Source organism: Chloroflexus sp. MS-CIW-1, assembly GCF_030444705.1.
Classification (GTDB): Bacteria; Chloroflexota; Chloroflexia; order Chloroflexales; family Chloroflexaceae; genus Chloroflexus.
On record NZ_JAUBWR010000001.1, the window covers coordinates 2,787,236 to 2,809,275 of the forward strand.

Below are 22,040 nucleotides of genomic sequence, written 5' to 3' on the forward strand. Positions count from 1 at the left end.
ATGTTTACCAACCTCCTGGCTGCCGAATGGCTGAAGATTTCACGCCGTCCGATGGCGCTCCTCTTGCTAGGTATCTTTCTCTTTTTGACCTTTTTGCAGCAAACCCTCTGGTTTCTGGTCGTCGCTCTGCAAGAGGGAACCTTCAGTGGAGGCCAGGTTACATTTAATCTGCTCAGTCCGGCAGCGATTGAACAGATTAAACGGCAACTCAGCTTGCCTGGTGTCTTCGGCGCTATGTTGAGTGCAATCAACGGTACTGGTGGCATTCTGGCAATTATCCTGACTGCCGGTATCGTTGGGAGCGATTTTAATTGGGGAACGTTACGGATTCTGTTGACCCGCGCTCCACATCGGGGAGCATATTTGCTGGCAAAGCTGGTTGCCCTGCAACTGGCATTGCTGGTTGCCACCGTCATTACGCTCGTGATAGGGGCAATGCTGGCCCTGTTGTTCGGGACACTCCTCGGTTTACCGCAGCAGATTGGTATTATTGATCTGTTGTTATTGCCAATTGGTATCCTGCGGGCGCTGATTGTGATGTTACCCTACACGCTCATCGCCGGCGCCAGTGCCATTGTGGGCCGCTCGGTGATTGCCGGGGTGGGTGGCGGTTTGATCTTTCTTGCCTTTGATGTGAGCGCCGGTTCACTCAATACGATTGGCGCCGTTGACCCAACGATCCGTGCGCTGGTTAATCTCCTGTTGCAGCCGAACATTAACCGACTGGTGGTAGAAAACAGTCGTATGTTTGGTCTCGACCAGAGTGTGCTGACCGCCGCGCTCGATCTGAGTCTGTTGCCACCGCAATGGCAGGCGCTGATCGTGATTGCTGTCTACAGTGCCATCTTCGGTTATAGCGCCTACCGCACGCTTAACCGCCAAGACATCGGAGGGGCCAATTGAGGTGGGTTCGCGCTAACCAATGCGCAGACTCACCTCACGCAGGCTATCGGGCTTGCCAACAATTGTGAGTTCATCACCGAGACGAAGTCTCGTATATCCATGTGGCACAATGCCTTGCCCATCACGGCTAATTTCAAGGAGCAAGACATCGGCTGGCAAACGTAAATCACGTACTAGCCGACCATCAATCTCACGATTCGTTACCGTCATTTGCACCACATCGTAAACCGGATCAGTATGCAACAACAAATTGAGCGACTGCGGTGCCCGTACTGCCTGTTCAAGAAGGTTTACCATTGCGGTAGCCGGATCAATGATAATTGCACCTAATTCGCGGAACTGCTCACGAAACTCAGATTGATTAGGCCGAACAATCAGACGTGGCACACCGAATTGCTCGAACGCGATCTGGCATGCCCGTAGGTTATCCTCATCTTTTTCTAACAGAGCAACGACTGCATCGGTAGCACGAGTGATTAATCCGTTCAGCGTGTGCAGACTAATCTCAGGAATGTAGCGCTCATCAACATCCTCGCTTATCAGCCGCTGTACGTGGTCGTAATCAGTATCGGCGACACGCACTTGCCAGCCTCGTGCACGTAACTGGCGAGCCAATGCAATCGATTGTTGCTCAATGCCGAGGATGAGCACATCACGCACATCCTCGCGAATTCCCGGTTCGGGTAGGTTAGCCTCGCCCAGGCGTTGTATGGCAAAACGCAGGGTAAGCGGCCCGGCAATCTCGTTGAGGACGATTACAGCGATGATCAATGTCGCAAAGGTATCACCTATCGACGGCAAAAGCAGAGAGGCTTCACGCGCCAGTCCTAATGCAATGCCAGCCTGGGTGATCAATCCTAACCAGAATAATGGACGGAACCGTGACGGTTGACCGGCAATTGACAATCCTAATGAACTCCCAATGAAAAGGGACAATGCTCGCACCAAAAAGAGCACAGCAGCAAATATTAGGGCAGTCAACAGGATGTCGAGCTTGAGACCCAGACCGGTGACAGTGAAGAAGGCAACGTACACCACGGGACTAATATCGTGCAATAATTCGCCCAGCTCATTACGGTACGGTGAAAAATTCGTGATCAGAAAACTTCCCATTAATGCAACCAGTAATGGCTCAATCATAATCTTGAATGACCAGCTCGTAGCCGAGACACTCTTGAGCCAGTCCGTCCCAGCAAAGATACCGTAGCCGAGTGTCACAATAGCGGCCAGTTTCCACCAGCGCGACCAGCTCTGCCGGAGTACAACACGCAACACCTGGCTGACACCGTAGCCCGCCACTCCTGATAGGATGAGATCGATAAGCAACAGGGCAAGGAAGGAAAGATTGACGCTACTTCCCTCGACTAAAGCCGTAGCAAACGATGAACTAATCGCAAAGATTACAATGATCGCAACATCCATTGCAATAGTTACACCCAGGATCAGGCGAGTAGCTGGACCACGAGCGCGTAGCTCTTTGATCACTGCGATGGTTGAAGGGGGCGAGAGGGCCAACAGAATCGTTGTACCAAGGAGAGCGATGGCGATCTTCTCACCGGTACCCAGCCCCTGCGCAAATGGGATAAACTCGAGAAGTACAAACAGACTCGCGCCGATCAGCATCAGGGCGGTAACGATGATCATACCTAGTGACCATAGAATGGCGCGTAGACTGCTCATCAGGTCTTTGTAGAACAGTTCATTACCGGCCACAAAGGCGATCACTGCCAACGCTATCTGATCGATGAAGCGCAGACGCTCACCCGCACTTGACGGCAGGAGTTGCAAGCCAAATGAGCCAACCAATACACCGGTAAAGAGATAGCCCGTGATATACGGTAGACGCAGTCGGGCAAACCACTGTCCAATACGGTGAGAGGCAAGGCAGATCAGAGCAAAACCGGCCAGATAGATCAGGGTCTGCAATACATTAACTCCTTACAATTAATTAGAAAAGATTAGACGTGTCATACTGAACAGATGAACCGGCTGGTACTATTGCTGTCTTGCCCAGACCATCAAGCGAACAAGGAAGTGGCAAAATAAACCAATGGGTTATAACCACTGCACAACCAGTTCGTCCAATGATCGGCGTGGACGACGTTTTGGTTCCTGCGCCAGATAGCCAATCGGGATCAGCGCCTGCGGGTGCAAATCTTCGGCCAGATTGAGAGCTGTTCGCACTGCTGCTGGGGCAAATAACGGCGCACACATCCATCCTGCTGCCAAGCCGAGCGCGAACGCCGCCAGCAACATATTCTGCACTGCACAACCCAGACTCTGGATCGCCATTGTCGTCTCGGCAGTCTGGCGTTCGGGGTCGGGGTAGACATCAAGGTCGTTGAGGTAAAGACAGGGAATGATGATCACTGGCGCGTTCAGCACCCGCTCTTGCGAGCGTTGCAATCGCTGTTCGATAGTTGCCGGATCATGCCCATCGAGCGCGAGGTGATGACGCCATGCTTCGCCCATTGCTGCCGCCAGCGCCGCCTTACGTTCGTGAGCTTCGACCACCACAAACCGCCAGGGCTGCCGTCCATGGGGTGATGGCGCCCAACTAGCTGCCCACAAAATCTGCTCAATAGCTTCACGCGGCGGCGGATCAGGCCGAAAAGCACGCACTGTCCGCCGAGTTTGGACGAGGGTGAAAAAGTCCATAACTTCACTACAAAAAGGTGATCTTCCCACCACAGAGACCACGGAGATCACAGAGACTAAAGATAATTTTATCTTTCATTGAACATAGGGTTGTGAACATTTTTTCTCCATGCGCTCAATGGCCAAAAATTATCCTTAATTATTCATAAATCTTAGACGCTCTGTGTGCTCCGTGGTGAGTTTTTGCAGTGGACCTATCCATGATATTTAACGGAAGAGATCAAAGCGCGGATCACGGATCAACTGGCGGGCATTAGCCGTTGCACTTGGTTGATACCGATACCCACGCACCAGCGCTGCCGGTACGCGATCAATCTTTCCCATCACCAGCTCGGCAGCAGCAGCCAGTTCATCGGCAACTGCGATCAACGTCGCCTGCATTGTGTAGCCATACGGGTCGGTAATCCCAGCAAAATCGTGCAGCGGCATCATACCGGCGACGCCAATCGCTACATTAACCTGCCCTTCACGCCATGGGCGACCAAAGGTATCGGTGATAATCACCGGCGGCGCATAGCTGTAGCGGTCGGCAAGCCCCTGACGTATTGCCGCAGCACTCGCATCAGGGTCGAGTGGCAACAACGTTAGCCGTCGGCCACCATCGACATTCGACTCATCCACGCCACTATTCGCGCAGACAAAGCCGTGATGGGTTTCAGTAATCAAGACCCCATTTGCCATCTTCACAATCCGCTTCGCCTCGCGCAGCACGACCTCCTGGTAATGAGCATCTTTCTTTGCAGTACGGGCAATTTCGCAGGCAAACGGCGACGGCTCAACCGTCGCCGGATCGATCAGACGACCTTCAGCCTTCGAGACGATCTTTTGCGTCACAACCAGAATATCGCCTGTTTCCAGCCCACCGGCAGCATCAATTGCTGTGGCAAGGATCGCCACCAGGTCATCGCCAGGTCGTACTTCACCAATACCGGGCAACGGCAGGATGCGAATTTCGCCTTGCATAATCCCTCACGACCAATAGCGACCGGCAATCGGCGCCAGCCGCTCTTTAACTGCTGCCGGAATGTAATCGGGGTGAGTGACAATTGCATGACGCAGCGCATCGTGAGCGGGACTGGTAAAGGTATCGTCGATCTGAGCAACAGCCTGTCGAACAATCTGTTGAGCGAGGGCTACATTCGCACTCAGCACCTTAATCACCTGTTCAGCGGTAACCGCATCGTGTTCGGGATGCCAGACATCGTAATCGGTCACCATTGCCAGCGTCGCATAAGCAATCTCGGCTTCGCGGGCCAGCTTCGCTTCGGGCAATGCCGTCATCCCGATCAAACTGTGACCACGGCGCCGGTTCTCTTCACTCTCAGCTTTGGTCGAGAACTGCGGCCCCTCCATCACGACCAGCGTGCCACCGTGATGTACGGTAGCACCGACGACTTGCGCCGCATGCAAAAGAATGTTGCTCAAGTTGGGGCAGAACGGTCGATCAAACGCGACGTGGGCAACGACCCCACCCTCGAAGAACGTTGCCGGGCGAATCCCTTTGGTACGATCAAAAATCTGATCGGGGATAACGGCATGACCCGGCGCATAATCTTCGCGCAGTGAACCAACTGCACTGACCGAGATCAGTGCCCGTACTCCCAACAGCTTAAAGGCGTAGATATTGGCCCGCGCCGGCACTTCACTCGGATTCAGCCGATGCCCGCGCCCATGGCGGGGCAAGAACGCCACTCGTCGCCCCTCTAGCTCACCAATGATAAACGCATCGCTGGGATCACCGAATGGTGTACTCAGGCGCACCTCTTCGGGATTCTTCAATTCAGGCATTGCATACAGACCGCTGCCACCAATGATACCAATCATTGCACTGCTCATGGGCATGCTCCTTTGCTCAGAAGACTACGCCGTAGAGCAGTATACCGCAGGTAGTGAGGGTGGGGCAACCCGCCAGTGCGGTGTGCGAGGGGCCATCCGGCAACAGCAGGGTATGTATCGGCCTGTAGCTTGCCATGACTTGCATAACATGAGCCAGCGGGCCGCACGTAGAGCCCCGAATAATCGTCTCACAGTACGGCGGATGAACCTGATAGATGTACGGGCACAGCGCTGCTGTGCCCCAACCGATCTTCTTCTGCGACAGGGTATTCTGAATATGCTTACAGGGTATCAGAGCGTGTTGAGACCTTTGCTTAGCAACGGGCACTGAGTCTAATGTACAAGAGCCATCGCTATCTACGTTCAAAAGGATCAACCGCAATGTCCAACCCATTCTACTACGGCGGTCGGGTCGAACCGGATCAGTTTGTCGGCAGGCAGAGCGAATTGCGCCGTATCTTCACTGCACTGGAGGTTGCTCATACCGGGCAAATGCAGAGTGTGTCGGTCGTTGGGCCGCGACGCATCGGCAAATCCTCGCTGTTGTGGTACGTGACTCAGCGCGACAGCGCCTTCTTACAGAACGCCGCACGGTACCGTTTTGTGTACCTCGATCTGCAAGATGCCCGTTGCCACACGCTGCAAGGATTGCTCGGCCAGATAACCACTGAATTGGGCATACGCGGGAAGATTGGACAGCTATCGCTGGTGACCTTTCAGGACGCGATCATAGCGTTAAAACAACAAGGCATCTTGCCCGTGATCTGTCTCGACGAGTTTGAAGAGCTGGTCGAACGACAAACAGCATTTCCCGGTGATGTTTACGATTCCTGGCGATCATTGATGAACCAGCATGCGCTGGCCTTTATCACCGCCTCGAAGACGCCGTTACCCGCTCTGGCATAGGCAGGCAAATACACATCGCCGTTCTTCAATGTGTTCACATCTATTCCGTTGGGGGAGTTCACCGACAGCGAAGCGCGCCAATTGATTGCACGCGGTGCACATTGCGACCATCCCTTCACACCGCAAGAACAAGAGAAGCTCCTACGGCTGGCCGGCAGGCATCCCTACAAACTGCAACTGGCAGGAAGTTTGCTCTATATTGCCAAAGCTCAGGGCAAACCCGTGCACTGGTCACGCCTGCAGCGAGATTTTTACCATCAATGCGAACAGGTAGGACTGGCGAAACCCTGGCGGAAAACAATAGGCGTGCGTCTTGCCGCTGCCATATCCTGGCTGGTCGTCACGCCTGCTACCTGGCTGGGACGCGCCATGCTGGAAGGGGTGCTGCGCCTGAAGAAGGACGACGTGAGCCAGAGCACCGTCTGGATGTTTGGCGCGGGTCTGCTCATCGTGATGATTGCGCTGCTCTTTGGTTCGATCACGATCAACCTCGACGAGATATTGAAATTGATCGAGCGTATTCGCGGAAATCCGTAGTCCTGTTACCCGGCGGAGACATGCACCAATGCCCGACACCCTGCGCTTTCCCCACGACCTGCTACGCTTGCTATACTGGATGTACTTCAAACCGCTTACCCTGCGAGCGTATGCGCAGCGCATCGCCCCAGAGCTTGATGAAGATCTCAAGCTCTGGGAACTGTCGGATGAGCAGCGCACCGATCCACAGGTGCGTCATCTGCTCCGGTTGTCATTAACGCTGATCTGCGGTACGCCGCTGGTGATAGTGCCCTTCATCGGCGCTGTTATCAATTGGCTGGCTGAATCCGGTGTTCCTGACATTGCGTTTCGCCGGATACCGGCGATGGTGGCGATGCTCGGCTGGACTATTGGGGATCTCATCGGTTTCTGGCTACGTTGGAAAAGGCTCAGATCACTCGTGAACCTGGCAAGTTGGGGAATAGCTATGTACTTGTATATGTACTTGTACTTGCTTATCTCACTCGTTTCCCCAGATATTTACGGCATCTTTTTTATTCTGGCGGGCGGCGTGGCGGGCGGCGTGGCGGGCGGCGTGGCGTGGACAATCGCTTTTCTCTTGTTTTACTTTCGCCTGCCCTTCTATCTCATTGAACTGCCCTGGAACCTGATCGTCGGACGGTGGGCCGAATCCGCTCCGCCGGAAGAAGCCACCCGTCGCTTTCGTCTGATACCACTTTACTGGGATGAAGTCATCTGGTTGCCGCTCTGGGGGCTGGATCACACCCTGGTTGAAATCGGCAAGAAAGACCGTCGCCTTGCCCGAACCCTGATCGCCGAGGTTGCACAATCGTTTCGCCAGGGTTGGGCAGCGCGCAATGCGCTGATCGAACTGACGATCTACGATCTTGAGCGAGTAGCGGATGTACAGACCATTGCCAGCGTTGCCGAACAACTGACCTGGCTGCCACCCGATATACCGGCGGAACTGGAAACGGTGCTACCACCTATCCGGGAAATTGCCCAATATGTGCAGGCTGCCCTGGAGAGCGACACCCTCTACAACAAACAGCAACAGATGCGTGACGCCTACGAGCGAACGCGGCGCGTGCGCGCAGGGCTGGCGCTGAATAAGGATCGACGAATTGCAGTGCAGTTTGGGCGCATCCTGGAACGCTGGGAAGCGATCCTGTTTCAGCAACTGGTTGAGTTGAAAGATCGTGAGAGCATCCCGAATGTGTATGTGGTAGGAAATCCACTTGCGACCAATAGCAAGGTATTCAAGGGTCGGCATGATCTCTTCTTGGCGCTCGAACGCGAACTGGCGACCGCAGCCGAACAACGGCCCGCCCTGCTGCTCTACGGAGGGCGACGCTGCGGCAAGACGTCGGCGATCAAGCAACTGCCGGTTCATCTCGGACCGCGCCTCATTCCGGTAGAGGTTGATATGCAGGATGCGGTCAATGCCGAAGGCGCGAGCGGATTGCTGTCTAACCTGGCGAAGCAGATCAGGGAGAACGCCTTGACCCACAGGCGCCTTAAACTGCCAGAATTGACCCGCGATGCTTTGGCAGTTGATCCATATCCGATATTCGGCGCGTGGCTGTCGCAGGTTGAGGCTGCGCTGGGTGAACGCTGGATTTTGCTCTGCCTGGACGAATATGAGCGGTTACAAGAGATGCTAGATGACGGCCGCATTGACCGACGTATCTTCGGCTACTTACGCCATATCATTCAGCATCACCCGCAGATAACCATCCTGCTGAGCGGTTCGCATACGCTGACCGATTTACCGCCGCTGTGGAGCGACTACTTCATCAATGTGCGCACGCTCAAGATCGGTCACCTGAAAGAAGACGAAGCCCGCGAACTGATCGTTCGTCCGAAAGAAGACTTCCCCCTCATCTACGATGAAGACGCCGTCGAGCATATCCTCAAAGTGACCGGTTGTCAGCCCTATCTCGTTCAGATCACCTGCCGCGATCTGGTAAACATACTCAACGAACAGAACCGCACCCACGCCACCCGCGCCGATGCCGAACATGCCTTCGCAAGCGTCCTGACCACCGGTGCGAGGTACTTTGATGAACTATGGCGCGGGCGTGACACCGATGACACCCAACGGGCGGTGATGCGGGCGATTGCGCTGCGGCAGGATGTGCGCCGCAGCGGTGATGCAGAGGCGGTGAACGTTGCCCTGAACAGGTTAGTGCGGCGCGATATTCTCACCAAAACTGCCAACGGCTACCGCTTCCGAGTTGAGCTAGTGCAACGCTGGATAAAACAGAGGGTTACGGAAGGGGAGAGATAGTGGGTATCAACGTTTTCAATGCGTAGCATAACCTGCTGAAACCCCGCCTTCAGCAAACCATGGTTCACGCTAACCCAACAATGGGCGCCATCCAGGGTGTAGTGCGGCAGCAACTGCTCTGCCATACGCTCTGCCCGTTGCTCCTTGTGGCACGCCTTTGCCCCTCGGCAACAACAACAAAGCGCTGGCAGCAGGTGCAGGGTACAAACACCCTACGACAGATACGGGGCAAACAGCTCCTTCAGCAGATACAACTGATCGGCAAACTTGCTACGGATTGTTTTCCGATACCCCATCAATCGTTCAGCCTGAAACCGTCGCTGCCAGATTGCCTGGGCAAATTGATCATCTTCAATCAGACCACGAAGTTTCAGAAAAGCGTAAAAGTTCTTTAGCGAATGACACATCGCACGCACCCACTCTTTGGAAACGTGACTGTTGTGGTAGGGGTAATAGTAGAACAGAAACTCATCAAGCGTGGCGTAATCACCGGCATCGAGGGCGCGATGGTAGAACGTGGCGAGAAAATTCGCATACGGCTGAAGAGAACGGGCATACGAAAGAGCTGTGCTGCGTTTTCTTCCCGTTTCCTGGAGATAACTCAAGTAGAGATTCATCAGCTCGTGGCTGCGGTTTAACGCCTGCACCTGGAGGGCAAATTCTCGTTCGGCATCCTGCATCTCCTCTTCCCAATCGTCGTCATCGTCGTCATCCCAATCGTCATCGTCGTCATCCCAGTCGTCATCATCATCTGCATCAAGAGCCAGATCGAATGCAGCATCGCTATTGTTGCGCATCGAAACATCAATCGAAGACGGATACGATGTCAGATCAAGTTTCGGGAACAGATCAGGTGCCTTTACCAGAAGATAATTAAGTTGCGAACTCAAGATCGTCTCAGCTTCTGCCGGCGAAGCATTGCTCAGACGCTGTTGCACATCGGGAGGCAAGACTTCGCGCAGACGTGCACTGATATGAGCAAAGAGATCGTTCAGCTTCAGCTCTTCGATCATCAGTTCGTCATCTTCGTCTGACATGGGTGAAATCCGGCTCAACGTACCGTCCCAAACGCCGGCCTGTCTATCTTGCTCGCGCGAACGTTGAATCTCCTGTTTCAATTCAGCTATGTCCTGCAAAAGTGCAGCATCTTGTGGTTTCGATACAGCAGAAGAGGCGGTTACCCGAGCAGTAGGACGGGATATATTTCTGTCTGTCGTCAACAACTGCAATACCTTTCTGTCGTTGATGATGGTGCCGGTTTCATCAAGGAACAACCGGTCATGTTCTTCTAACAGATGTTGCCATGGACGGCCGGGGTAAGAAGTTCGCCATGGGGCGCGAGCAATCACCGGCAACACGACAGCCGCAGCCCAAACATCTGTTCCGCCAAGACTGTCGAACTGCTCAACGATGGCTTGCAGAAATGCCTGATCTTGCCCGGCAACAGCCTGGGCCTGGAATGCGGCAGCCGGTTCATACGAGAGGTATAAATGCTGCTCAATCTCGTTGTGAGACCGGCGATAGCGAATTTCAACCAAAATACTATCACCTTCACCAAAACGATGGCGTTTAAACCACTGCTGAAGTTGCAAATGTAAGGATGCAGTCCAGGGAAATAGCTGAAAATTCCTGCCAATCTGGATCATTTCACCCTGTTCATCGTAAATGAACGGTTGGTGATCTGGGTGAAAAAACGGTACCAGATGCTTTACCGATAACAAACCAGAAGTGATCTCTGCCGGTTGTGGCCAGCATCGAAAACGCACACCGTCCAAAGCTACCGGCAAAGACAGGTATTGGTTTCGATGAATACGTACCCAACTCACTTGTGAGGCATGCAATCTTAGATGATTACGGAGTGAATTTTCTGCGTAATTAGTCGCCCATCGCTTATTAATGAGATCACGAAGTTGCGATAAACTTACCGGTTGTGTAATCTCGGCAGCTAATATTGTCAATGCTTTGGCAATGGTGATTTCTTTTTCGCTCATAGTGATTTTTATCCTTTCCACGCAACAGGTTGGGAGACGATCTTGTGGATAGCGCTACCAATGCTCATTGTAACACAAGCGGGGCACTGGCCCCTGATGGACCCCAGCCGGCAAATAATTCGGGATGGATAAGCGTTGCCAGTAACTCGAGGCTATCAACAATCCGTGGGCCAGGGCGGCTGAAATAGGCATTGGCATCTACGGCAAAGACGTTCCCTGTCCGTACTGCGGGGAGCGCAGACCAGCCAGCGCGCTGGGGTAGTAGAGCAGTTGCTTCTGCAAGAGTTCGTTCGAGGGTAAAACCGCAGGGCATCAAGATGATGACTTCAGGTGCAGCGGCGATTACGTCCGGCCACGATAGCCGTCGTGAACGTTCACCGGCCGCTGCCAGCACCGATTGCCCACCGGCAATGGCGATTAGCTCCGGCACCCAATGTCCGGCGCTGAATACCGGATCGAGCCACTCGATCCCTAATACCCGTGGCCGATGGCTGGCCTGAGCGGCTGTCGTCCGCACTCGTTCTACCCGCAGCGTTAGATCATTGACCAATTGGGCTGCCCGTTCACTCACGCCCAAAGCCCGACCAATGGCTTTAATGGCGCCAAAGATACCGGCCAGATCGGTTGGCTCAAAAGATAGAACCTGTGTCGCTGCATCGGCCACAGCAGCTTCCACCTGGCGCAACGGTACTGCACAAACATCACAGAGGGCCTGGGTCAGAATAATGTCGGGCTGCAATGCTGATAACAACTCCATATCGAGCTGGTAAATTGACAAATCGCTCCGCGTCCGCTCGCGAATGGCTGTATCAATGTCAGATGAAGAGGCTGTTTCTGGCAGATCGAGCAAGCTACGGGTTACAACGGGCAATGTGCGAACTTCCGGCGGGTAATCACATTCGTGGGTCACGGCAACCAGATGTTCGCCGAGGCCTAACGCACAAACGATTTCAGTTGTTCCTGGAAGTAATGAGGCGATTCGCATAGTGTTTCGCTCGCTATGGGAATATCTCTTGCTACAGGGTAGCACCCGAAAATGTCGCTGTCAAGGAAGCAAGAGAGCAAATAGCATTGACGTTCTCAGCTTCGGGTCACCGTTAATGACCGGACAATGCCATCGTAGGGCAGAACCAACGAATCGCACACATCTGCCGTCGCTTCCTCTCCACTCCTGCAATCACCGCGATGCGCGGGTTGGATGCCCGCGTTGGGTGATAGGTGATGGGAAGGCATTGCCCGCTTTCGACGTCGGCAGGAGGGGTGTCCCTGGCGTGCGCTGACGGGTATGGTCGCGTATCAATGCGGAACCCGGCAGCAGATCACTGTAAGAGCCTGAACAAAAACCCAGATTTCTCATTGGGAACGTACCGTACCCGCGCAACCATTGCGTGAGGTATTGCCAACATGCCGCCAACTACGCTCCGTCCCCTCCCTTCCTTGCCCCGCTTGGGAAAGGAAGGGGAGGCTGGAGGGAAGGTGAGAGCACCAACCATCTCCCCTCCTCGCCCCGTGTGGGAGCGGAAGGGGCTGGGGAGATGATGAGGGGGCGCTAATTCATCGATCACGCTCTTAGCCGCCTCTCGCTACTCGACAGTAATGACCTTCAAGAAATTGGTTGGCCCGTAGCGATACACCGGATGACCACCGCTCAACACAATCAGATCGCCACGCTGGACAATCCCCATATCGCGCATGTGGCGAACAATCTGCTGCTCAAGTTCATCAAGCCGATCACGGGCTTCAATCACAATAGGAGTCACACCCCAATAAAGACTGGTGCGGCGTGCCGTCTCTTCAGAAGGGCAGAAGGCAAGGATCGGTACCTGCGGGCGATAGTGAGATACTAATCTCGCACTGGCTCCGCTCTGGGTAAGAACGACAATAAAACGCACCGGTAACGCATTGGCAATGGTGCAGGCAGCCGCAGCGATTGCCCGTGGGGTTGATTGGGCAGTGGTAATCTCCCAGCGTGGCGATGTTGAATGCGGACTACCGATCAATGAATCCTCGACGGCATCGGCAATCAGTGCCATCATTTGCACTGCTTCAATCGGATAGGCGCCAGCAGCCGTCTCGCCACTCAACATGACTGCATCGGTACCATCGAGGATAGCATTGGCAACATCACTGGCCTCTGCCCGCGTCGGACGTGGGTTGTGAATCATCGACTCGAGCATCTGGGTAGCCGTAATGACCGGCAACATAGCCCGATTGGCAGCCGCAATAATCTGCTTTTGCACAATGGGCACGCGCTCTGGTGGCATCTCAACACCCAGATCACCGCGCGCCACCATAATACCGTCAGCCTCAGCCAGAATCTCTGGTAGCACATCGAGTGCTTCAGGACGCTCGATCTTGGCGATCACGGGTGTTTGCTTGCCTGCCCGCCGAATAAATTCCTTCACTTCCCGAACATCGCTGGCCCGCCTGACAAACGAGAGTGCAACATAGTCAACACCCTGTTCGAGACCAAAGGCGAGATCGACGAAATCTTTCTCGGTTGCGGCTGGCGCACTCACCCGCACGCCTGGCAGATTGATCCCCTGATGTTCGCGCAAACGGCCACCGTGAACAACTTCCGTTTCAACCTCGGTGTCGGTATGACCGATAACGACTAACTCAATGAGACCGTCAGAGAGTAGAATCCGATCACGTGGCCGCACATCGAGCGGTAGCGCACGATACGTCGTGCTGACTCGGTTGGCGTTCCCGACGATTGGCTCGGTTGTAATGACAAAGCGCTGTCCGGCCACCAGTTCAACCGGTTGTCCGTTTTCAAGCGGGCCGGTACGAATTTTCGGCCCTTGTAAATCTTGCAAAATTGCCACGTGCCGGCCGGCCTCTGCTGCGGCCCGACGTACCATCGCAATCCGTGCCGCGTGTTCGGCATGCGTTCCGTGCGAAAAGTTGAGACGTGCAACATTCATACCGGCTCGAATCAAGCCGGCGATCCGCTCAGGGGTGCTGGTCGCCGGACCCAGAGTAGCAACAATTTTCGTGCGACGCATATACTCCACGTTTCACTATCGCTGCCCTGCCAGCATTGCGCTGAGTCAATGAGACCGATCTGTGCGACTGACAGCTCGTGTGCCATCACGCTGATTCCTCACCTCATTGGGGAAGTGGGATGCAAGGTGAGAGAGTGAGAATGCTGCCCTGCCTCATCGGCTGCAACCTGCACCCACTGTTTCGCTAGCGGTCATCATTGACGAGAAACACCACCTGACGGGCAGCCGCCCATCACTTGTGTATCACTGCGAGTATATGCCAGTCTGCCGATTTGTGCAAGGTTGTCAACGCAACAGTTGCTTATGGCCCAACCGTCACAAGCGGCGCAATCTGAGCAAACAGCTTCTCGCCGATCCCCCTTACCTCTCGTAGCTCATCAATACTCTGATATGGCCCTTTGGTGTTGCGCCGCTCGATGATTCGTGCCGCCAATGCCGCACCAATACCGGGCAATTCTTCCAAATCGGCTGCGCTTGCCTGATTCAAATTGAGTAAGCCAGCGCCAGATTGATCATTGGCTGGCAGAGACAAGACCGTTTCACCCACAAATGGAACACGAATGTGATCACCATCGCGCACCGGCGCCGCCAGATTGAGGCCACTGATGTCGGCCTCTGCAATCAGGCCACCTGCGGCTTGCAGCGCATCGATCACGCGCGCATTGAACGGCAAGCGGTAAACATCTGGAGCCGCAACTGCCCCCGATACGTAAACAACCATGAGCGCGACCGTTGGAGTTGGGAGACTCAGGGTACTCTCTTCGAGCAGTGGCGCTTCTGGCGATGAAACAACGGCCCGAAGTTCTGGCCCAAACGCGATCAAGAAACCGCCGACTATGGCACAAATAAGCGCCAGTAACCGTCTTGGCTGCCGATACCACGGTAAGCAGGAATCACGCATGTCAACGTAAGTGTCACCTTCCATCGCTGCGACCTCCATCGTGCATCAAGATCCGTCATATAAGAAACCGCAGAGACCACGCAAAAGTAACGCCAATTTCCAATAGAACGTTAATACTGCACTATCACGCTACAGATACCGACGTGCTACAGTATCATCAGCACAAATTCAGGAGGTGGACGTATGTCCTTCAACACAAATCGATTTACGCAAAAATCATACGAAGCGATTGCCGCCGCTCAGGCAGCGGCTGAACGTCTCGGTAATTCGGAGGTACAACCGGAACATCTGCTCTACGCCTTACTCGACCAGAGTGACGGTGTGGTGCCACAGGTGTTGAGCAAGCTGAATATACCGGTTGGCGCCCTCAAACAACAGGTAAACAACGAAATCAGCCGCTTCCCCCGCATCAGCGGTGGTGGTGTGCAGGTACAACTCGGTTCGCGATTGCGGACAGTTCTGGTGAAAGCGCACGATGAACTGGCGCAGTTCGGTGATGAATATGTCAGTACCGAACACTTGTTGCTGGCAATTCTCGATCATGCCGGTGGCGGCGCCGAACGAGTGCTGAAACAAGCCGGTTTAACCCGTGACAAGTTACTGATGGCACTGCGTGAAGTACGTGGCGCTCAACGGGTAACCAGTCCTAACCCCGAAAGCACCTATGCCGCACTCGAACAGTACGGTCGTGATCTAACCGAACTGGCTGCCCGTAACAAACTCGATCCGGTTATCGGGCGCGATGAAGAGATTCGGCGCGTGATCCAGATTCTGTCGCGCCGCACCAAAAACAATCCGGTGCTGATCGGCGAACCGGGCGTTGGGAAGACGGCGATTGTCGAAGGGCTGGCGCAACGGATCGTGCGTGGTGATGTGCCGGAGGCGTTGAAGAACAAACGGGTGATCGCACTCGATATGGGTGCCTTGATTGCCGGTGCGAAATATCGTGGCGAGTTTGAAGAGCGGTTGAAAGCCGTCTTGAAGGAGATTCAAGAGCGCGACGACATTATTCTGTTCGTCGATGAGCTGCATACGGTGGTTGGCGCCGGCGCCGCCGAAGGAGCAATGGACGCTGGCAATATGCTGAAACCTATGTTGGCCCGCGGCGAACTGCACATGGTCGGTGCAACCACGCTCGATGAGTATCGCAAACATATCGAGAAGGATGCGGCGCTTGAACGGCGCTTCCAGCCGGTCATGGTTGATCCACCGTCGGTCGAAGATACTATCTCGATCCTGCGTGGTCTCAAAGAGCGCTACGAAACCCACCACGGTGTGCGAATTACCGACGGCGCCCTCATCGCAGCGGCAATGCTCTCGGATCGGTACATTTCCGACCGCTTCTTACCGGATAAGGCCATTGACCTGATCGACGAAGCAGCGGCCCGTCTGCGGATGGAGATCACTTCTGATCCGCAAGAACTCGACGATCTCAAGCGACGGATCATGCAACTTGAGATCGAGCGCGAGGCACTGCGCAAAGAGAAAGATCAGGCCAGTAGAGAACGGCTTGAGAAACTCGAACAGGAACTTGCCAACCTGCGCGAGCAGCGTTCTGCGCTTGAAGCACAGATTCAGCGTGAACGGCAAGAGCTAGAGCGCATCCAGCAGATCAAGGAGAAGATTGAACAGACCCGTGCTGCCATCGAGCAGGCCCAACGTCAGTACGATTACAACAAAGCGGCCGAATTGCAATACGGTACGCTGGTTGGCCTTGAACGTGAATTGCAGGCTGCCGAAGCGCAACTGGGCAACCAGAGTCGGTTACTGCGCCAGGAAGTTACCGAAACCGACATCGCCGAGATTGTCTCGAAGTGGACCGGCATCCCAGTTACCAAACTGCTCGAAGGCGAACTGGAGAAGCTGGTGCACATGGAAGAGCGTCTCCACCAGCGCGTTGTTGGGCAAGATGAGGCAGTCACTGCCGTATCGAATGCCATCCGACGCGCTCGTGCCGGCCTTCAGGACCCGAACCGTCCGTTGGGGAGCTTCCTCTTCCTCGGCCCAACCGGAGTTGGTAAGACCGAGCTGGCCCGTGCTTTGGCTGAATTCCTCTTCGACGACGAACAGGCGATGATCCGCATCGATATGTCGGAGTACATGGAAAAGCACTCCGTTGCCCGTCTGATCGGTGCGCCACCTGGCTACGTCGGCTATGATGAGGGTGGACAGTTGACCGAAGCCGTGCGCCGCAAACCGTACAGTGTTGTGCTGTTCGATGAGATTGAAAAGGCGCACCCCGATGTCTTCAACGTCTTGCTCCAGGTGCTTGACGATGGTCGGTTAACCGATGGGCAAGGGCGAGTGGTAAACTTCAAGAACACGGTCATCATTATGACCAGCAACATTGCCAGCGCAACGATCCAGGAGCTGACCCGTGCGGGTGCCGGGCAGAGCGAAATCCGGGCGGCAGTGATGGAAGAGTTGCGCAGCGTGCTCCGACCGGAGTTCTTGAACCGGATCGATGAAGTGATCGTCTTCTCGCCGCTCAGCCGCGAGCATATCGACCAGATCGTCGAGATTCAGATCAACCGACTGCGCAAACTGCTTGCCGACCGCAAGCTCAATCTGACGCTGACCGATGCGGCACGAGCGCAGTTGGCTGCCGAGGGGTACGACCCGGTGTACGGTGCACGACCACTCAAGCGGGTCATTCAACAGCGCATCCAGAACCCACTGGCGCTGCAACTACTCCAGGGGGCCTTCCCCGAAGGAAGCACGATTGTGGTCGATGTCGAAGGCAACAACTTCGTGTTCCGCCGCGGTTAATAACCCGACCGCATACGGCAAAGAGAGGCGAACATAACGTTTCGCCTCTCTTTGTGTTCTGGCCCACTGCCTCTTCACTGCTGCGGGGCAGGTTGAAAAGCTCTACAGTCGCCCCTGACGAAGTGCCAGAATCATCTGCTGAACGACCTCTAAGGGTGTTTTGCCGTCGGTAGCGATCGTCATATCAGCTACCTCTGCATACAAAGGCATCCGCCGCACACGCAGCTCGGCCAGGCGTGCTGCGGCATCACCGAACAACAACGGACGCTGTTCAGCATCGGCGGCAAGCCGCTGTAAAATCGTTTCATCGCTCGCGTCGAGCCAAATTACTGTTGCCTGTTCACGTAACATCCGGCGGTTTTCAGGCTGTAAAACAATACCGCCACCGGTTGCAATTACCTGTGTTTCCCGTAATGCTTCGGTCAGCGCAGCCGTTTCGCGGAGGCGAAATTCTGCTTCACCGTAGGTTTGAAACAGATCGGCGACACTCATACCGGCAGCCGCAGCGATAGCGGCATCAGTGTCGTACCAGGGACAACTCAGCGCACGCGCCAGCAAACGGGCCAGCGTCGATTTACCGCACCCGCTGAGTCCTACCAAAGCGACCGGTCGCTCTAGCCAGTTTGAATCCCAGACCATAGATAATGCTGCTCCTATGCAGTGGGCTGCGCCGCAGTTCGTTGCAGACGCAAGCTCCAGATCACAAACGCCGACAGTGCATACGCAACCGCAGCCGCGACGATCTGCGGTCCGTAGCCAAAGATTGGTACCACCCAACCCCAGATAACCGCTGAAACGGCCCACCCTCCTGCCCAGAGCAGGCTCATCAGACTCATCGCCAGTCCTCGCTGTACTGTTGGTGTTGCTCCCATTACCAAAGCATCGTTCATTGGATAGCTGGCTGCGATGAAGAAGCCACGGGCGAAGAAACCGATAATTGCCAGTGGCAACCAGGGTGTCAACATTAAGAGCATAGCCGGCGCAGCACCCAGGCGAAGCAACGCTGCGCCATGCTGCAAGCCGATCCGTCGTACCACCGGCGCCCCAAACAGTGCACCGATTCCAGCACCTAATGAAGCTACTGCCAGGGCTAAACCAACACTGGCATCATCAAGACCGAACTGATCACGAAAAAACAGGTTTTGGAACGGCAAAATTGCCCCGCCACCAACACCGAGCAGAAACGAGGGGAAGGCAAACCAGAGCAAGGTAAGCCATGAACGTCGAGCCGTACTCACCTCTGCTGAGGTAATGTCGGCGGTTTGTTCAACCACTGCCGGGAGACGGGCGAGAACCGGCAGCAACGCCACAATACTCAGCACGATCACCGAGGTCAGAGCCAGGCGGTACGCTGGGGTTGATCGCGGATCAACGGCGATTATCCCGGCGGCGAGCAGTGGCAACATACCACCAACCGCACTCCCAATCAGACCAACGATCAGTGTCGCCGAAGCATTCATCCCAAAGACCAATGGCCGCTGATCCTCACGGGTTACTAGCGCCAACAACGGTGTGACGGCAGTCGCGGACAGTAAATAACTTGCGCCGACGACAAACTGTGCCGTTATCAACCAGGGAAGCGCGGGCGCCTGGAGTAAGCCGATCCATCCCACGGCATATACCACAACACCAACAATCATTGCCCGTTGCGGCCCTAAACGGTCAATCAGCCATCCCATGGGCAGTCCCATCACCATACCGGCTGCCCGGCCCACCATTGATAACAATCCGACATCATTGACGGTATAGCCCTGGCTGATGAGATAAAAATTAAACAGGATGTCAGCAATACTCAAGGCAAAGCCGAACAGAAAACTGTGTGCCAGAATGCGCCACACTGCAAACGGGATTTGGGCCAGAGATAGGCGCAAGTTGGCGGTGATGGACGTCATACATGCTCCATGTTGACATGGCAAATGTTCCGAGAGCTTAGGATACCACAACTTGAGCGATATGCCATCCAACGTGCGTCTGATTGTTCTTTACCTGGCAGTGGTGATGGAGAATCAAGAAGTAGGGGCAGGCTGAGAACCCACCCCCGTGAGGTGTCGCTGCTGCAAGAGTTGCTGTTCGCCCTTGAACCCACTGTTAACAGTTCACCATCCCAAGAGATGCCACTGGCAACGACCGAAAACGGTCGTTGTTCAACAACTTCCGGTCAAGGATGAAAGAAACACACACGACGACGGTTCTGTCTCCAGCTCATTCGCGTCATCAAGCGAAAGTTCCTGTAAGCCCAAATTCACGCGCCAGAACGTATCAATGGTAGCCGGTATCTCCGATGCAGTTGCCGTCACAATCGGCAGAAGCGCCGCCGAACTGTCAACTTGCAATGCCGGGTGCATTGAACGGAGGTAGGCAAAATGAGCGGCTATCACACCATCGGTCCGCGCCTCGGTTAGCCCAATCGTAGACGATGGCAAGATAAGCGTTTGATCGTCCACCAGTACGGGCAAAACTGTTTGCAAACTATGGTAGAGCAGCTCAGTCCACTCCAGAGCATGACCGGCCAGATCGGTACGACCACATCCCCCGATCAAGAGTGCATCACCGGTTAACAGGAAACGTTCACCAAGCGGCGAAATAATACGATACATCAGATGTCCAGGCGTATGACCGGGGAACCAATGCGCTTCAATGAGCACCTGACCGAGTGGCAGTCGTTCACCACCGAGCAGTGGCTGATACCGAAACTGAGCTGGCAGTAATGTCCGTGGGTGAATGGCATCGTAAGGATGCATGTAGAGCAGCGTATGACGAGTATTGGCCAAACCAACCCCACCTGAGACCCGTCCGGCAGCAAGATGGGTTAACAAGACCCGCGTAAGGTCTGCTTGCGCATCAGCGATAATCTCTTGATACAGATGAATGTGCTGACCTGGATCGATGACCGCCGCCTCACCGGCACTGATGATCACATAACTGAGATCACCACGAGCCGGTCGGACAAGCTGAATGATCCGTCCCCAACTGGCACGAACGACCTCGTGTACGGCATAAAAATCGCGCCAGGCATCGAATCCACCGAGCAAGTAACGGGTGTTTAGTCCGCGAGCAGCGCACAACTCAGCCACATACTGCGCTGAACCCTCTTTGGCGCAAATGACGGTCAGCGGCAGATCTGTCGGTACTCGGGCAATCGCCGCGGCCTCGTCTTCAATAAACTCGAAGTAAGGAATATTGATCGTTGGAATGGGGTGCCGTCCACGTACCCGATTGCGGGCAAATTCCTGTTCATTGCGTACATCGAGGATGAACAGCGGTTGTTCGCTTGACAATTCGGCATACAACTCTGCCGGAGACAGTGTACCAACTTCTGTATGAGGTTGATTGAGTGTCGTCATTGCGCACTCCTTTGTGGCGATTGGGCTTCCTTGCGCAACCATGTTGTCAGTGTAGCGAACGCAATCCGCTGTAACAAGTGTAAGTTAGGTGACCTGAGTTGTGATCTCTCTTCTCGAAACGCTTCATCCTTCGCTGCGCGATGGCCGTGGTTTTGCGGGCTGGAACGATACCAACACTCGATAGATGGTCAGGAACAGAACACTTCCACCGCTAAACCAGTACCATCCGGCAAGAAGTTCACTGTCACTGCCGCTGAATAAGGCGTGTAACAGGCTCAGCAGCCAGATCACAAAGCTGAGGAAGTGGATAAGCCGCCAGAGGGTCCGACCAATCCATTGCTTGACGTAGAAACTGAAGCTGATGATTGCCATGCCGTAGAGGGCCAATTGCCCCAGCCCCACCCAGAACGGTTCGTAGCCGCTGTATCCAAATGGGGTGAGCACCTGCTCGAGAGTTGCGCTAATGTAACGATCGCCGAGCAAGATCAAGGCGTGGAAGATAGCAAAGGCCAACCCCAACAAACTGGTGTGCTGGTGCAGATCGAACGCTCCCGGCCCACCTGGCCACAACTTTGCCATCCGGTTCGTCATTAAGAGACCAAACACCATCGACAACCAGAGTAATCCGTAAGCGGCAACCGCACTACTGCGTGAGAGATACCAGTATGCTTTTGGTTCATCGCCCAAGAGGGAGGTGCTGAGAGCGGGCGCCCACGTAGGTAAGACCATGACAGCAGCGAATGCACCTAGTACCGTCCCGACCAGCAGAATGAAGAGGGTGGAAAGTGACATCGCCGGTGGCAGCTCGACCAGTTCTGGATTGGCCGTCATCGTGCGTTGCGGGCGGGCTGGCCGTGGTGGTGTTTTGATTTGACTATCCTGTCCGCTCTGTAGCGGCTGATCATTTGTTGCTGGATGCACACTCATACGCTTGGT

The 22,040-nt window shown here is 54.8% G+C and carries 16 protein-coding genes and 1 pseudogene; 5 read left to right on the plus strand and 12 right to left on the minus strand.

Annotation, left to right across the window (positions count from 1 at the left end):
* On the plus strand, positions 1-903 hold the full coding sequence (locus tag QTO31_RS11125; RefSeq protein WP_301429129.1) for an ABC transporter permease subunit: 903 nt from the start codon (positions 1-3) through the stop codon (positions 901-903).
* A 12-nt stretch (positions 904-915) separates the two neighbouring features.
* On the opposite strand, the gene QTO31_RS11130 is transcribed toward QTO31_RS11125, so the two are convergent.
* From QTO31_RS11130 to mtnP, 4 genes are all read right to left on the minus strand, one after another.
* Positions 916-2,829, minus strand: a complete 1,914-nt coding sequence (locus tag QTO31_RS11130) for a monovalent cation:proton antiporter family protein (protein WP_301429130.1) — start codon at positions 2,827-2,829, stop codon at positions 916-918.
* A 129-nt stretch (positions 2,830-2,958) separates the two neighbouring features.
* On the minus strand, positions 2,959-3,561 hold the full coding sequence (locus QTO31_RS11135; RefSeq protein WP_301429131.1) for a nitroreductase family protein: 603 nt from the start codon (positions 3,559-3,561) through the stop codon (positions 2,959-2,961).
* A gap of 207 nt (positions 3,562-3,768) precedes the next feature.
* Positions 3,769-4,524: a coenzyme F420-0:L-glutamate ligase gene (cofE, locus tag QTO31_RS11140; RefSeq protein WP_301429132.1), complete on the minus strand. Its 756-nt coding sequence runs from the start codon at positions 4,522-4,524 to the stop codon at positions 3,769-3,771.
* A 6-nt stretch (positions 4,525-4,530) separates the two neighbouring features.
* On the minus strand, positions 4,531-5,397 hold the full coding sequence (gene mtnP / locus QTO31_RS11145) for an S-methyl-5'-thioadenosine phosphorylase (protein ID WP_301429133.1): 867 nt from the start codon (positions 5,395-5,397) through the stop codon (positions 4,531-4,533).
* Between the two features lie 381 nt (positions 5,398-5,778).
* Between mtnP and QTO31_RS11150 the strand changes: the two genes are divergently transcribed.
* The 3 genes and pseudogenes from QTO31_RS11150 to QTO31_RS11160 all read left to right on the plus strand — a co-directional run bounded on the left by QTO31_RS11150 (position 5,779) and on the right by QTO31_RS11160 (position 9,091).
* Positions 5,779-6,303: an AAA family ATPase gene (locus tag QTO31_RS11150; RefSeq protein ID WP_031459747.1), complete on the plus strand. Its 525-nt coding sequence runs from the start codon at positions 5,779-5,781 to the stop codon at positions 6,301-6,303.
* 24 nt (positions 6,304-6,327) lie between these two features.
* Positions 6,328-6,840: pseudogene (locus QTO31_RS11155) on the plus strand (hypothetical protein); the annotation flags it as partial.
* 28 nt (positions 6,841-6,868) lie between these two features.
* Positions 6,869-9,091, plus strand: coding sequence for a hypothetical protein (locus QTO31_RS11160; protein WP_301429134.1), 2,223 nt, complete (start codon positions 6,869-6,871; stop codon positions 9,089-9,091).
* Positions 9,092-9,303: 212 nt separating this feature from the next.
* Here QTO31_RS11160 and QTO31_RS11165 read toward each other — a convergent pair whose 3' ends face one another.
* The 4 genes from QTO31_RS11165 to QTO31_RS11180 all read right to left on the minus strand — a co-directional run bounded on the left by QTO31_RS11165 (position 9,304) and on the right by QTO31_RS11180 (position 15,015).
* Positions 9,304-11,082, minus strand: coding sequence for a hypothetical protein (locus QTO31_RS11165; RefSeq protein WP_301429135.1), 1,779 nt, complete (start codon positions 11,080-11,082; stop codon positions 9,304-9,306).
* A gap of 64 nt (positions 11,083-11,146) precedes the next feature.
* Complete coding sequence (locus QTO31_RS11170; RefSeq protein ID WP_301429136.1) at positions 11,147-12,067, minus strand: cobalamin-binding protein; 921 nt, start codon at positions 12,065-12,067, stop codon at positions 11,147-11,149.
* 598 nt (positions 12,068-12,665) lie between these two features.
* Complete coding sequence (pyk, locus tag QTO31_RS11175) at positions 12,666-14,090, minus strand: pyruvate kinase (RefSeq protein ID WP_031459752.1); 1,425 nt, start codon at positions 14,088-14,090, stop codon at positions 12,666-12,668.
* A 301-nt stretch (positions 14,091-14,391) separates the two neighbouring features.
* Positions 14,392-15,015 (minus strand): helix-hairpin-helix domain-containing protein, encoded by a 624-nt coding sequence (locus QTO31_RS11180; protein ID WP_301429137.1) that lies wholly within the window; start codon positions 15,013-15,015, stop codon positions 14,392-14,394.
* Positions 15,016-15,174: 159 nt separating this feature from the next.
* On the opposite strand from QTO31_RS11180, the gene clpB reads away from it, so the two are divergent.
* Positions 15,175-17,760 carry an ATP-dependent chaperone ClpB gene (gene clpB / locus QTO31_RS11185; protein WP_301429138.1) on the plus strand — a complete coding sequence of 862 codons (2,586 nt, stop codon included), beginning with the start codon at positions 15,175-15,177 and terminating at the stop codon, positions 17,758-17,760.
* Between the two features lie 102 nt (positions 17,761-17,862).
* Here the strand turns inward: clpB and QTO31_RS11190 are convergent, their stop codons facing one another.
* The 4 genes from QTO31_RS11190 to QTO31_RS11205 form a co-directional block, all read right to left on the minus strand.
* Positions 17,863-18,399: a shikimate kinase gene (locus QTO31_RS11190; RefSeq protein WP_031459755.1), complete on the minus strand. Its 537-nt coding sequence runs from the start codon at positions 18,397-18,399 to the stop codon at positions 17,863-17,865.
* Between the two features lie 14 nt (positions 18,400-18,413).
* Positions 18,414-19,652: an MFS transporter gene (locus QTO31_RS11195; RefSeq protein WP_301429139.1), complete on the minus strand. Its 1,239-nt coding sequence runs from the start codon at positions 19,650-19,652 to the stop codon at positions 18,414-18,416.
* Positions 19,653-19,904: 252 nt separating this feature from the next.
* Complete coding sequence (locus tag QTO31_RS11200; protein ID WP_301429140.1) at positions 19,905-21,104, minus strand: MBL fold metallo-hydrolase; 1,200 nt, start codon at positions 21,102-21,104, stop codon at positions 19,905-19,907.
* 123 nt (positions 21,105-21,227) lie between these two features.
* Entirely contained in the window at positions 21,228-22,031 is an 804-nt protein-coding gene (locus tag QTO31_RS11205; RefSeq protein ID WP_301429141.1) for a hypothetical protein, read from the minus strand.
* Positions 22,032-22,040 lie beyond the last annotated feature (9 nt).